Origin of the sequence: Brevundimonas sp. UBA5713, from assembly GCF_002419815.1 — a bacterium.
Lineage (GTDB): Bacteria > Pseudomonadota > Alphaproteobacteria > Caulobacterales > Caulobacteraceae > Brevundimonas.
In genome coordinates, this window is the sequence record NZ_DIGV01000043.1 from 40,292 (window position 1) to 52,752 (window position 12,461).

General features: G+C 62.9%; 11 protein-coding genes. 7 read left to right on the top strand and 4 right to left on the bottom strand.

The annotated features are described in order from the left end of the window. Window positions 1-20: 20 nt before the first annotated feature. The 7 genes from dusB (at window position 21) to B3B04_RS10800 (ending at window position 8,896) form a co-directional block, all read left to right on the top strand. Window positions 21-1,010 (top strand): tRNA dihydrouridine synthase DusB, encoded by a 990-nt coding sequence (gene dusB / locus B3B04_RS10770; protein WP_292042765.1) that lies wholly within the window; start codon window positions 21-23, stop codon window positions 1,008-1,010. 62 nt (window positions 1,011-1,072) lie between these two features. Next, window positions 1,073-3,337 carry a sensor histidine kinase NtrY-like gene (locus B3B04_RS10775; RefSeq protein ID WP_292042781.1) on the top strand — a complete coding sequence of 755 codons (2,265 nt, stop codon included), beginning with the start codon at window positions 1,073-1,075 and terminating at the stop codon, window positions 3,335-3,337. Then, window positions 3,334-4,740, top strand: a complete 1,407-nt coding sequence (locus B3B04_RS10780; RefSeq protein ID WP_292042784.1) for a sigma-54-dependent transcriptional regulator — start codon at window positions 3,334-3,336, stop codon at window positions 4,738-4,740. Before B3B04_RS10775 ends, B3B04_RS10780 begins: the two co-directional genes overlap by 4 nt. Further along, on the top strand, window positions 4,740-5,600 hold the full coding sequence (locus tag B3B04_RS10785) for a D-amino-acid transaminase (protein ID WP_292042787.1): 861 nt from the start codon (window positions 4,740-4,742) through the stop codon (window positions 5,598-5,600). Before B3B04_RS10780 ends, B3B04_RS10785 begins: the two co-directional genes overlap by 1 nt. Window positions 5,601-5,703: 103 nt before the next feature. After that, window positions 5,704-5,949: an RNA chaperone Hfq gene (gene hfq / locus B3B04_RS10790; protein WP_292042789.1), complete on the top strand. Its 246-nt coding sequence runs from the start codon at window positions 5,704-5,706 to the stop codon at window positions 5,947-5,949. Continuing rightward, window positions 5,950-7,263: a GTPase HflX gene (gene hflX, locus B3B04_RS10795; protein WP_292042791.1), complete on the top strand. Its 1,314-nt coding sequence runs from the start codon at window positions 5,950-5,952 to the stop codon at window positions 7,261-7,263. It begins immediately after the preceding gene. Window position 7,264: 1 nt separating this feature from the next. Further along, a complete protein-coding gene (locus tag B3B04_RS10800) occupies window positions 7,265-8,896 on the top strand; it encodes a Na+/H+ antiporter (RefSeq protein WP_292042793.1) in 1,632 nt (543 codons plus the stop codon). On the opposite strand, the gene B3B04_RS10805 is transcribed toward B3B04_RS10800, so the two are convergent. Genes B3B04_RS10805 through B3B04_RS10820 form a run of 4 tightly spaced genes read right to left on the bottom strand, consistent with a single transcriptional unit; the run spans window position 8,893 to window position 12,332 of the window. After that, entirely contained in the window at window positions 8,893-9,561 is a 669-nt protein-coding gene (locus B3B04_RS10805; RefSeq protein WP_292042795.1) for an HAD family hydrolase, read from the bottom strand. The two genes, B3B04_RS10800 and B3B04_RS10805, sit on opposite strands and share 4 nt — an antisense overlap. Then, window positions 9,562-10,152 (bottom strand): DUF1643 domain-containing protein, encoded by a 591-nt coding sequence (locus B3B04_RS10810; protein ID WP_292042798.1) that lies wholly within the window; start codon window positions 10,150-10,152, stop codon window positions 9,562-9,564. Window positions 10,153-10,156: 4 nt separating this feature from the next. After that, window positions 10,157-10,948, bottom strand: a complete 792-nt coding sequence (gene mazG, locus B3B04_RS10815; RefSeq protein WP_292042941.1) for a nucleoside triphosphate pyrophosphohydrolase — start codon at window positions 10,946-10,948, stop codon at window positions 10,157-10,159. A 4-nt stretch (window positions 10,949-10,952) separates the two neighbouring features. Then, window positions 10,953-12,332, bottom strand: a complete 1,380-nt coding sequence (locus tag B3B04_RS10820) for an MFS transporter (protein ID WP_292042801.1) — start codon at window positions 12,330-12,332, stop codon at window positions 10,953-10,955. Between the last annotated feature and the right edge of the window lie 129 nt (window positions 12,333-12,461).

Here is a 12,461-nt window from a genome sequence, read left to right on the forward strand (position 1 = left end):
GTTTCGGCGCTAAGAGCGGCATGAGTTCAGGATTGCAAATCGGGGACGTCCACATCCCCGGACAGGTGCTGATGGCACCCATGACGGGGATCACGGATCTGCCGTTCCGCGTGTTGGCTTCCAGGCTGGGCGCGCGCTACGTCGCGACCGAAATGGTGGCCGCGGCAGAGCTGGCCCGTGCGCGGCCCGATGTGGTGCGCCGTGCGGCGGTTGGCGGTGGTTTGCCGCTGACGGTGATCCAGCTGGTGGGCGGTGATCCGGAAAAGATGGCGCACGGCGCCAAAATGGCCGAGGCTGCGGGGGCCGACATCATCGACCTGAATTTTGGCTGTCCGGCCAAGGAAGTGACAGGCGCAGCCTGTGGCTCTGCCCTGATGCGTACGCCCGATCTGGCCTGCCGTCTGATGGAGGCGGCAGTGAAAGCCGTCAGCCGTCCGGTGACCGTCAAGATGCGCTTGGGGTGGGACGAGAACAGCCTGAACGCTGCCGATCTGGCCAAGAAGGCCGAAGAGATCGGCGTGAAGGCCGTGACCGTCCATGGCCGCACCCGCAAGCAGTTCTATACCGGCGTCGCCGACTGGGACGCCGTAGCCGAGGTGAAGCAGGCGGTCTCCATTCCTGTGGTGGTCAATGGTGACATTATCACTGCCGAGCAGGCCCGTGAGGCTCTGGACAAATCCGGTGCCGATGCTCTGATGCTGGGACGCGGTGTCTATGGACGTCCATGGCTGGCGGCGCATCTGGAACGCGCACTGGCCGATGGCACCCAGCTGGCCGAGCCCGACCGCGAGGAACGATTCGCCATTGTGGTGGAGCACATGCGGGCCTCGGCAGAGTTCTACAAACTGCCGCTGGGCCTGAAAATGTTCCGCAAACATCTGGGCTGGTACATCGAACAGGCCCCGTGGCCCGAAGACCCTCTGGAACGCCGCCAAGCCAAGGCCAGACTGTGCCGCTTGGAGACACCGGAAGAGGTCGAAACGGCCCTAAAAGCGTTGTGGTTGGGATAAGTGCCGCAATCCCGCAACTATGGTGTTGAAATCCGGCCACAGTTGGTCAAAGCTGAACGCTGATGAGCGAACAGCGTGCGGATCAGTCCTTGGATGGCGGCGATGACCGTTCCCTGCGGGAACGGCTGATCGCGGGGCGTTCGCGTGGACTGTTCGGCGCGGCCTATGTGCTGGCACTGATCATCACCGGTATTGCGATCTGGCTGGTGGCCGTGGCCCCTGGCGCGGCGACCGAGTCGCGCGCGACGGCCAGTCGGGCGGTGCTGTACGTTCTTCTGGCCAATCTGGTTTTGATCGGCTTTTTGGCGCTGGTCGTCGGCAAGCAGGTCCTGAAACTGGTGCGCGACCGTCATGAGGCGGGTGCCCGACTGCATCTGCGCTTTGTGATCCTTTTCTCCATTGTGTCGGTAGTGCCTGCGGTACTGATCGCTCTGGTGTTCGGCGTGCTGGTCAACCGTGGGGTGGATCAGTGGTTCAGCCAGAACGTCAGCTCATCGGTGCAGAACGGAGCCCTGATCGGCCGTGCCTATGTCGCCGATGTGGGCGAAAGCCTTGAGCGCGATCTGGAGACGATGACCACCGAACTGGGCGGGGTGCGCAATCGCTTCGATAACCGCATCCAGTTCGGCAGCGCGCTGGAACAGATCGGTGCCTTCTTCGGCTATCCGGCGCTTTATATTTTGAATGGCGACGGCGAAGTGCTGGCCAGTGGCGAGCAGCCCGGCGCGCCGCCCTATGTGGCCCCGCCGCCCGAAGCTTTCGAGATTCTGGCGCAGGGCGAAGTTGTGCCCACCGCCGTCACCGAAAACCCTGACACCGTCCGCGCCCTCTATCCGCTGCCGGACTATGGTGATGCCTATCTTTATGTGGTGCGGCCGCTGGCCCCCGGCCTGATCCAGCGCATGCGCACCGGCGAGGAATCCATTCTGGCTTATCGTCAGGCCGAGGAAAGCCGCGCGCGTATTCAGGCCGCCTTTGCCCTGTCGTATCTGGAAACGGCGTTGCTGGTTCTGGTAGGTGCCGTCTGGCTGGCTATGTCGGCGGCCAGCGCCATTTCCGCGCCGATTGGCCGACTGGTGCGCGCCGCCGAGCGCGTATCTGGCGGGGATTTCGAGGCCCGCGTGGATGCGTCGAACGCGCCCGCCGAACTGGCCGTGTTGTCGGATGCATTCAACCGCATGACGGGTGATATCCAGAGCCAGCAACTGGCCCTGAAGACCGCCAGCGATGAAGCGCAGGCCCGTTCTCTGTTTATTGAGACCGTGCTGTCGGGCGTCAGCGCCGGCGTGATTGGTCTGGATCGTCAGGGCCGCATCTCGGCCATCAACGACAGCGCCCGCGACCTGTTGGCTATCGGCGAGGTAGAGGTTCAGGGCCACCGTCTGGGCGAGGTCTCGCCGGAACTGAGCGAACTGTCCGAACGGGGCGAAGCCCATATCGAAGAAGACATCGACATCACGCGTGATGGCGATACCCGCCGTCTGCGTGTCCGCATCGAAGGCGGGCAGGGCGGCGAGATGGTCATGACCTTTGACGATATCACCCGTCTGGTCACGGCCCAGCGTAATGCCGCGTGGCGCGATGTGGCGCGCCGTATCGCCCACGAGATCAAGAACCCGCTGACGCCGATCCAGCTGTCGGCAGAGCGTCTGCGTCGCAAATACCGCGCCCGCATCGAAGAAGACGATGTGGAAGTGTTCGACCGCTGCACAGACACCATCATCCGTCAGGTGGGCGATATCGGGCGTATGGTGGACGAGTTCTCGTCTTTTGCGCGTATGCCTGCGCCGCGCTTCTCGACCGAGGTGGCGGGCGAAATGCTGCGCGAGGCCGTGTTCGGCCAGCGCGTCGCCGCTGCCGACATTGGCGTGACACTGGTCGAGCCGGTGCCGGATGTAACCATCGACTGCGATGGCCGCATGGTGCGTCAGGCGCTGATCAACATCCTCAAAAATGCAGGCGAGGCCGTCGAGGCCCGCAAGGTGCGCGGAGAACAGACTTCGGTGCCCGGTATTTCGGCCCAACTGGTCGTCAGCGGCGGCATGGCCCGCTTTGTCATCGAGGATGACGGCATCGGCCTGCCGACCAAGGACCGTGACCGCCTGACCGAGCCCTATGTCACCACGCGTGAAAAGGGCACAGGGCTGGGGCTGGCCATCGTCAAACGTATTTGCGAGGACCACGGCGGTGATCTGAAGCTGGATGACGCCGAGCGTTTGTCCGGTGCCCGCGTGACCCTCGTATTTCCTGTTAATCAGAATATCAAATCCACCAACCGCGCCTCTGGCGATGGTCGTGGTGCTGTTGTGAAGAGAGAGGCCCCATGAAGAATACAGGCGCCGACATTCTGGTCGTGGATGATGAAGTCGACATCCGCGAGCTGGTCTCGGGACTGTTGGAAGACGAAGGTCACCACGTCCGCACCGCGGCCAGCGCCGAGGAAGCTTTGGCTGCCATCAAGGCGCGCAAGCCGTACCTGGCCGTTCTGGATATCTGGATGCAGGGCGGGGGCATGGATGGCCTTGAACTGCTGGACGTGATCAAGGGGCTGGATGAGGACCTGCCTGCGGTCATGATCTCGGGTCATGGCAACATCGAAACGGCGGTTAGCGCGTTGAAACGCGGTGCCTATGACTTCATCGAAAAGCCGTTCAAGTCCGACCGTCTGGTGGTCGTGGTCGAGCGCGCTCTGGAAGCCGCTGCTCTGAAGCGCGAGAACCGCCGTCTGCGCGCACAGGCCATGACGCCGTCGGGTCTGATTGGCAAGTCGGTGGCTGCCCAAACCCTTCGCAACACCATTTCCAAGGTCGCACCGGCCAACAGCCGCGTGCTGATCTCGGGCCCGCCCGGGTCGGGCAAGGAACTGGTCGCGCGCCAGATCCACGAGAACAGCCCGCGCGCCAAGGGGGAGTTTGTGGTCATCTCGGCTGCGGGCATGACGCCGGAACGCCTCGACGTCGAACTGTTCGGCGAAGAGGGCAGCGATGGCCGTCCCGCCAAGATCGGCGTGTTCGAGCGCGCCCATAACGGCACCCTGTATCTGGACGATGTGGCCGACATGCCGCGCGAAAGCCAGAGCCGTGTGCTGCGCGTGCTGGTCGATCAGCGGTTCCGTCGCGTGGGTGGCGAACAGGACGTTCAGGTGGACGTGCGCGTCATCACCTCGACGGCCAAGGACCTGCGCGAGGAAATCGCCGAGGGCCGTTTCCGCGAAGACCTGTTCCACCGCCTGAACGTGGTGCCGATCCGCGTCCCGCCGCTGTCGGAACGCCGCGAGGACATTGCCGAACTGGTCGAATATTTCGTCGAGACCCTGTCGTCGTCGCAAGGCCTGCCGCGTCGCAAGCTGGGCGATGATGCCATTGCCGTGCTTCAGGTCCATCCGTGGCCGGGCAATGTGCGCCAGCTGCGCAACAATATCGAACGCCTGCTGATCCTTGCCACGGGTGACCCGTCAGAGCCGATCACCGCAGAAATGCTGCCGCAGGAGGTCGCCTCCAACTCGTCCAGCAGCTTTGGCAATGAGCGTATCATCGCCCTGCCGCTGCGCGAGGCGCGCGAGGTGTTCGAGCGCGATTATCTGGCCGCGCAAATCATGCGTTTTGGCGGAAATATTTCCCGCACGGCGGCCTTTATCGGTATGGAACGCTCTGCGTTGCACCGCAAACTGAAGTCGCTGGGCGTGTCGCCGTCCCGCGGTGGTGATGATCAAGAAGGAGAGGGCGCCTGATGTCGAGGGTCGCCTATGTAAACGGGACCTATCGGCCCCATTCCCAGGCCGTCGTCCATATCGAGGATCGCGGCTTCCAGTTCGCCGATGGCGTGTACGAAGTCTGGTCGGTGTTTGACGGCCAGCTGGCTGACTATGAAGGCCATATGGAGCGTCTGGGCCGCAGCCTGACCGAGCTGCGCATCGACATTCCGATGACGGCTCAGGCGCTGGGTGTGGTCCTGCGCGAAACCATTCGCCGCAACCGTGTGCGTAATGGCATCGTCTATCTGCAAGTGACCCGTGGCACCGCGCCGCGTGATCATGCCTTCCCCAGAGGCGTGGCCCCCAGCGTGATCGTGACGGCCAAGTCGATCGACCTGAAGAAGGGCGAAGCGCAGGCCGAGCGCGGCGCAGCGGGCGTAACGCATCCCGACATTCGTTGGGGCCGTTGCGACATCAAGACCGTCGGTCTGCTGCCGAACGCTATCGCCAAACAGGCTGCCCGCGAAAAGGGGGCCTATGAGGCCATCCTGTTCGACGAAATGGGCATGGTGACGGAGGGTTCGTCCACCAACGCCTGGATCGTTGACGAGCACGGCAAGCTGCGCACCCGCGATACCCAGGCCAACATTCTGCGCGGTATCACCCGCGCCGCCATACTGAAGCTGGTGAAGGAAGAGGGCATTGAACTGGACGAGCGCGCCTTTTCGGTCGAGGAGGCCAAGCGCGCCAAGGAAGTGTTCGTGACGGCAGCGTCTTCGTTTGTCATGCCGATTACTTCGCTGGATGGCGAAAAGATTGGCGACGGTAAACCGGGCCCCGTCGCGACCCGTCTGCGTCAGGTTTATCTTGAACAGGCGCGCCGCGACGCCATTTAAAACATTGCCGCTGACGCTGATGCACGTTTAAGGTCAGGTGCGGGTCACATGACCTGCATCTGCCACTCGGCAATGCAATAACCAAGAACAGGAAAAACCTGCCATGTCGCAAGACAAACGCCAAAACCTCCAGGATACTTTCCTGAACAGCGTCCGTAAGACCAAGACCCCGCTGACCATCTTTCTGGTCAATGGCGTAAAGCTTCAGGGTATTGTGACCTGGTTCGACAACTTTTGTGTGCTGCTTCGTCGCGATGGCCAGTCCCAACTGGTCTATAAACACGCCATCTCGACCATTATGCCTTCCGGCCCCGTGCAGATGTACGAGCCCGAAGCCGAAGAAGATTGATTGACTTCCAAGCTTATTGATCACGCCGTTCCGCTCATCCGGGCGGCTGTAGTCCACCCCGACAGGGGTTCCGATAATGCGCGTCATGCCGCCGATCGCCTCGAAGAGGCGGTCGGCCTTGCCCGTGCGCTGGACCTTGATGTCCGCGCCGAAGAGGTTGTGCGCATTCGTTCCGTCACGCCCGCCACCCTGTTCGGGTCGGGCAAAGTCGAGGAACTGGCCGCCCTGTTCCGCGCCGCAGAGGCCGAGGCGGTAGTCATCGACGACCAGTTGACGCCCGTCCAACAGCGCAATCTTGAACAGGCGTGGGATGTGAAGGTCATCGACCGCACGGGCCTGATCCTCGAAATCTTTGGTCGCCGTGCGCGCACCAAGGAAGGCCGTCTTCAGGTCGAACTGGCGCGTCTGGAATATGAACGCTCGCGTCTGGTGCGGACATGGACCCACCTTGAACGCCAGCGCGGTGGTACCGGCTCGACCGGCGGTCCGGGGGAAACCCAGATCGAAATCGACCGCCGCCTGATCGCCGACAAGATCGTCAGGCTGAAGGCCGAACTGGAAGAGGTGCGCCGTACGCGCGGCCTGCACCGCAAGGCTCGCAAGCGCGTGCCATTCCCGGCCGTGGCGCTGGTCGGTTATACGAACGCGGGCAAGTCCACGCTGTTTAACCGGCTGACCGGCTCCGAGGTGTTTGCCAAGGACCTGCTGTTTGCGACGCTGGATACGACCCAGCGCACGATCAAACTGCCGCAGGGGCGTCCAGCCATCATCGCCGATACGGTGGGCTTTATCTCCGACCTGCCGCACGAACTGGTGGAGAGCTTCCGCGCCACGCTGGAAGAGGTGGGTGAGGCCGACCTGATCCTGCACGTCCGCGATATTGCGTCACCTGACAGCGAGGCGCAGCGCAAGGACGTGGAAGAGGTTCTGAAACAGATCCCCACGCCCGAAGGCCGTACGCGGCGCGTGCTGGAGGTCTGGAACAAGATCGATCTGCTGGATGAAGATGTCCGCGACAGTGTGATCGGTCAGGCCGAACGTCTGGCCGCCCAAGGCGATGCCGTGGCCGTGTCCGCATGGACGGGCGAGAACATCGATGCCTTGCGCGAAACTATCGCCAGCCTGATCGACGATGACCCTGAAAGCGTCATTCTGATCCCGTCGTCTCGCGGCGATGTACTGGCATGGCTTTATGAAAACGGTCGGGTCACCGACCGGTCCACCGAAGAAGACGGTACGATCCGCGTGACGGTGCGTTTGCACCCTGCGGCTCTGGGCCGTTTCGAGCGTTCCTACCCAGACATTCTGGACTGATATGCATCTGATCGAGACCGTGCTGTTCCTCCTGTTGGCTGTTGTAGCCTCGGGATGGGTGGCACGGATTACCCGCCTGCCTTTGCCCTTGGTCCAGATCGCTTTGGGCGCAGGCGTGGTAATGATCACGGGGGAGAGCGTAGACCTCAAGCCCGACATCTTCTTCCTGCTGTTCCTGCCGCCGCTGCTGTTTGTGGACGGCTGGCGCATCCCCAAGGCGGCGCTGTATCGCGATCGTGCGGTGATACTGGAACTGGCGCTGGGACTGGTGGTGTTCACGGTTCTGGGGCTGGGCTTCTTTATCAACTGGATGATCCCGGCCATGCCGCTGGCGGTGGCCTTTGCGCTGGCCGCCATCCTGTCGCCGACCGACCCGATTGCGGTGTCCGCCATTGCGGGCCGCAGCCCCATGCCAAAGCGACTGATGCATATTCTGGAAGGCGAAAGCCTGCTGAACGATGCGACCGGCCTGACCTGTATGCGGATTGCGGTCATTGCCGCGACCACCGGCGCTTTCTCGCTGACCAACGCCTTTGGCACCTTTGCGTGGCTGGCGCTGGCAGGGGTGGCCATGGGCGTGATGGTGGCCTTGGGCATCAGCCTGCTGAAAGGGGCGATCAGCAAGCGTTGGGGCGAGGACGTGGGCGGCCAGATTCTGGTCAGCCTGCTGATGCCGTTTGCCGCCTATCTGGCCGCCGAGGCTGTACAGGGTTCGGGCATTCTGGCGGCTGTGGCCGCGGGCATCACCATGAGCTTTACCGAGCGTGAGGGCTCTGCGCTGGCGGCCACCCGCATCCGCCGCGCGGTGGTGTGGGACACGGTCCAGTTCACGGCCAATGGCCTGATCTTTGTGATTTTGGGCGAGCAGATGCCGTCCATCTTTGCCCGCGCCAAGGAGGTCATCCGCTCAACCCCGCATGCCGAGGTCTATTGGCTGGCCATCTATGTGTTCGCCATCGTCGCGGTGCTGGCGGTGCTGCGCTTCTTGTGGGTGTGGGCGACGCTGAAACTGACCCTGTTTCGCGGCAGGCTGTCGGGCGGAAAACGTCCGAAGTTGCGCTGGCGTTTGGTGGCGGTGATGTCGCTGTCAGGGGTACGCGGTGCCATTACGCTAGCCGGTATTCTGACCCTGCCGTTCTTTGTGCAGGACGGCAGCCTGCTGCCCGCGCGCAATCTGGCGATCTTTCTGGCGGCGGGGGTGATTATCGTATCGCTGGTTCTGGCCAGTGTGGCGCTGCCGATCCTGCTGCGCGGCATGGAAGAACTGCCCGATACCCATCTGCATACCGATGAGGATCGTGCGCGGCGCATGGCGGCTGCGGCAGCCATCCGCGCGCTGGAGGACACCCAGCGCACCCAGCAGGACGTTCATGCCAGAGCCGACGAATATGCCGAGGTCGTGGCCCGCCTGATGGAGACCTATCGCCACCGGATCGAGCTTTACTCCGGCGAGGCCCCCGATCAGGTGGCGCGTAACCAAAAGCTGGACGCGCTGGAGCGTGAACTGTTCATGGTCGCTTTGAAGGCCCAGCGCGAAGAGCTGATCAAACTGTCGCGCAGCCGAATGGTAGGCGAGGAGACCGCCCGCAAATTGATCCGCGAAATCGACCTGCTGGAAATCCGCTACGACTAGGCGTTTAGCCAGTCGTTCAACTGTTCATAGCTGTCGAAGATATGGTGGGCACCGGCGGCTTTGAGGCTGTCGGCGTGGCCGTCGCGGATATGGCCACCTGCGCACAGGCCCACCACTGTCATGCCTGCTGCTACGCCGCCCATGACGCCTGCGGGGCTGTCTTCTATGACGAGCGCGCGATCGGGTGCGACCTGCATGGCCTCGGCGGCATAAAGGAAGATGTCGGGGTGCGGCTTGCCGCGCTGGACATGGACGGCACCGCTGAAGATGCACCCGTCAAAGGCGTCTGCCGATCCGAACAGATCGAGTCCCATGGCGATCCAGTCGGGCGGGCTGGAGGAGGCAATGCAGCGTTTTTCGGTGCGGCCGGCCAAGAAAGGAGCAAAGCCGTTCACGGGGCGCACTTCGGTCTGATACCGCTGACCGCAATGGATGAACCAGTCGCGCTGGAGCTCGGGCGGGCAGGGGCTGCCCAAACGGCCAGACACCTGTTCGGAGATATCGGCCCAGCGGCGTCCCAGATAGTGGGTCAACGAATAGTCCAGCGAGGTCGGCAGACCGATGCCGTTCAGCAGATCAGCCAGAACCAGATTGTTCAGCATCTCGCTGTCGGCCACCACACCGTCATAGTCAAAGACGATGAGGTCGAAGTCGGGATGCTTCATCTACTTCGGGCTCCACCGCACCAAGGGCGTGTCGCTGCGCAGATAAAGTGGATGTTTGGGGCTGCCGTCGGCATTGGTGCCAAAGCACCATAGGTCGATGCCGTCTTCGGTCAAGGCCTGCACCAGTGCCTGTCCGGCGGGCACCAGTGCCTTGTTCAGCTTGCCGTGGCACAGGATGACGCGGGCCGCGCCCTTGGCCTGTTCGCGGATGGTCGGCAGGTTGGCGGGAGACGAGACCACCACATCCGGCTCTAGCAGCATCTTCGGGTGGGTGGCGCGATAGTCGCCCACATTGGCTTTGACCATGGCGTCAAAGCCTTCGCGCTGGGTAAAGGTCCATTCGCGGGCGCAGGTCGGGTCATTGACCGTGGCGTCGGCGGTGGACGGGTTCATGCCGATGAACATCAGATAGCGATCGGGGAAGGTGTCCCCCAGCCAGCGGCGCATCAGCGGGCGGTGGCGGCTATCGTCGCTGAACACCGCATCACCGTTTACCCCTGCCATCAACGCCAGACGGACCTTGCCGCCCGGATCATGCTGCGTGGGATCGGGCGGGATCAGGTCCAACTGGTCGGCCAAGCGCTTGCCCATACGGTCAACCGGCCTTTTCGACAGCCTTGGCGGCGTCCCACAGGGAGTCCATCTCGGCCAGATCGGACTGTTCGGGCTTGCGGCCATCCTTGGCCAGTTCGGCCTCGATATGGTGGAAGCGGCGAACGAATTTGGCATTGGCGGCGCGCAGGGCGTCTTCGGGCTCGACCTCCAGCTTGCGGGCCAGATTGGCCATGACGAACAGCAGGTCGCCCAGTTCCTCGCGGATCTTGGCCTTGTCGCCGGTGCCGATTTCGGCGCGCAGTTCGCCGACTTCCTCGGCCAGTTTGTCGAAGACTTCCTCGGTGGATGGCCAGTCGAAGCCCACGCGGGCGGCGCGCTTTGTCAGCTTGGCCGCGCGGCTGAGCGCAGGCATGCCGACGGGCACATCGTCCAGGGCACCGGTCTGGGCCTTGGCGGCGCGCTCGGCGGCCTTGATGTCTTCCCAGCGCGCCTTTTGCGCCACGCCGTCGGGGCGGGCCGTCTCGTCGCCGAACACGTGCGGGTGACGGCGGATCAGTTTGTCCTCCATCGCCTCGGCCACGTCTTCAAACCGGAAGTGTCCGGCTTCCTCGGCCATGCGCGAATGGAAGATGACCTGAAACAGCAGATCGCCAAGTTCGGCCTTCAGCTCCTTCATGTCATTGTTTTCGATCGCGTCGGCCACTTCATAGGCTTCCTCGATCGTGTAGGGGGCGATGGTCTGGAAGGTCTGTTCCTGATCCCACGGGCAGCCGCAGTTCGGGTCACGCAGGCGGACCATGATCTCTTTCAAGCGATCAACGGGGTGAGGCATCAAATCAACTTCCAGCATCTCTTTGCGCCAGCACGGCGCGGATATGGTCATGTCGCTGTGGCGTCAGGGGGTATCGACGCAGCACCAGCGCGGAGGCTGCCAGTAGCAGAGCCGGCAGGGCGATGAACAGGATTTGCAGCATCAGCAGGGCAAAATCGCCATTCTGTTCGGGTGTACGCAGCGGGCTGAACCCCACCGCTTGCAAGATCATATAGGGGATCAGTGCCAGCGCCTGACCGACCTTGGTGGTGGCGGCCAGAATCGAGAACATCAGACCCGTGCGGTCGGCACCGGTTTCAAAGCGCACCTCGTCGCTGGCGTCGGCCATCATGGCCCGCAGCAGAAGGAGGCTGGCCGCATAGGGCAGGCCCGCGATGAACATGGCCACCATGGTCACCATAAAGTTTCCGCCCGGTACCAGCGTGGCTCCCAGATAGAATACCGCGAAGATCGCACTGGCCACCGCCAGCGCCTTGTCCTTGCCGATGCGGGTGGCCAACCACGCCCAGAACGGCGCTCCGACCAGTCCGGCGACGAAATAGCCCAGCATGAACAGCGAGGCCTGCGCGTGGTCATAGCCTTTGATCTGGCCAAAGAAGAAGAACAGCATGGAGCCGGTGATCCCCGGCGCGATGCCCAGAAAAAGGTCGGCCCACAACAGCTTGCGCACGGTCGCCATTTTGAACAGGGCCAGATAGGCGCGCACCCCGCCGTGCGGCGAGGGGGCTTTGTTTATCGGCTCGGGCGCGAAAAGAAAGGCGAGGGCAAAGGTGATCGGCAGGGCGATGATGATGGCCCAGCCCATGATCCGCACCCCGTCGGCATAGGTGCCAAGACCTGTTTTGATCACCACCGTCGGCAGGATCAAAATCAGGATCACCCCGACGATATTGAACACCTGCCACCAGCCATAGACGCGGCTGCGCTGGTCATATTCAGGGGCCAGAACAGCGGCCCAGCCCAACTGCCCCAGAGTACTCATCGAAAAGCCGAGATACAGCACAAACAGCCAGCCCAGCAGATACAGGGCCGAGGCCCCCGGCTGCACCAGTACAAACATCATCAGCGCCGCCAGCATCAGCAAGGGCGAGGCGGCGGCCATCCATGGGCGATAGCGGCCATAGCGCGTGCGTGTCCGGTCCATGGCCCAGCCGATCAACGGGTCCAGTCCGATATCCATCAGGCGCACAATCATGAACATGGCGGCCACCACGCCCATCTCCAGTCCCACATGGGTGGCGTAGAACTCGGGCAGGGTAACGGGCAGGGCCACGCCAAACGCCGCCAGCGGCAGGCACGGGCCGGAAAAGGCGGCCAGCACACCGTTGGAACGGCGCTGGGTCGCGGGGGTGGATGTGGGCGGCGCGCCGGGGCTGTCCGTCATCGAGGCCTCTGGATTGATTCAACGCCAACATGCCGCGTTCTGACACCGGATACGAGACATTGAAGACAGATCGACGAACGCGGTGCGCTACGGACTTGCAGTCACAGGGCGGATAGGGTCACAAAAGGC

Excerpts from the sequence above, each read along its gene's own strand:
- dusB (WP_292042765.1), top strand. The coding sequence starts at position 21 with ATGAGTTCAGGATTGCAAATCGGGGACGTCCACATCCCCGGACAGGTG.
- B3B04_RS10775 (WP_292042781.1), top strand. The coding sequence starts at position 1,073 with ATGAGCGAACAGCGTGCGGATCAGTCCTTGGATGGCGGCGATGACCGT.
- B3B04_RS10780 (WP_292042784.1), top strand. The coding sequence starts at position 3,334 with ATGAAGAATACAGGCGCCGACATTCTGGTCGTGGATGATGAAGTCGAC.
- B3B04_RS10785 (WP_292042787.1), top strand. The coding sequence starts at position 4,740 with ATGTCGAGGGTCGCCTATGTAAACGGGACCTATCGGCCCCATTCCCAG.
- hfq (WP_292042789.1), top strand. The coding sequence starts at position 5,704 with ATGTCGCAAGACAAACGCCAAAACCTCCAGGATACTTTCCTGAACAGC.
- B3B04_RS10800 (WP_292042793.1), top strand. The coding sequence starts at position 7,265 with ATGCATCTGATCGAGACCGTGCTGTTCCTCCTGTTGGCTGTTGTAGCC.
- B3B04_RS10805 (WP_292042795.1), bottom strand. The coding sequence starts at position 9,561 with ATGAAGCATCCCGACTTCGACCTCATCGTCTTTGACTATGACGGTGTG.
- B3B04_RS10810 (WP_292042798.1), bottom strand. The coding sequence starts at position 10,152 with ATGGGCAAGCGCTTGGCCGACCAGTTGGACCTGATCCCGCCCGATCCC.
- mazG (WP_292042941.1), bottom strand. The coding sequence starts at position 10,948 with ATGCCTCACCCCGTTGATCGCTTGAAAGAGATCATGGTCCGCCTGCGT.
- B3B04_RS10820 (WP_292042801.1), bottom strand. The coding sequence starts at position 12,332 with ATGACGGACAGCCCCGGCGCGCCGCCCACATCCACCCCCGCGACCCAG.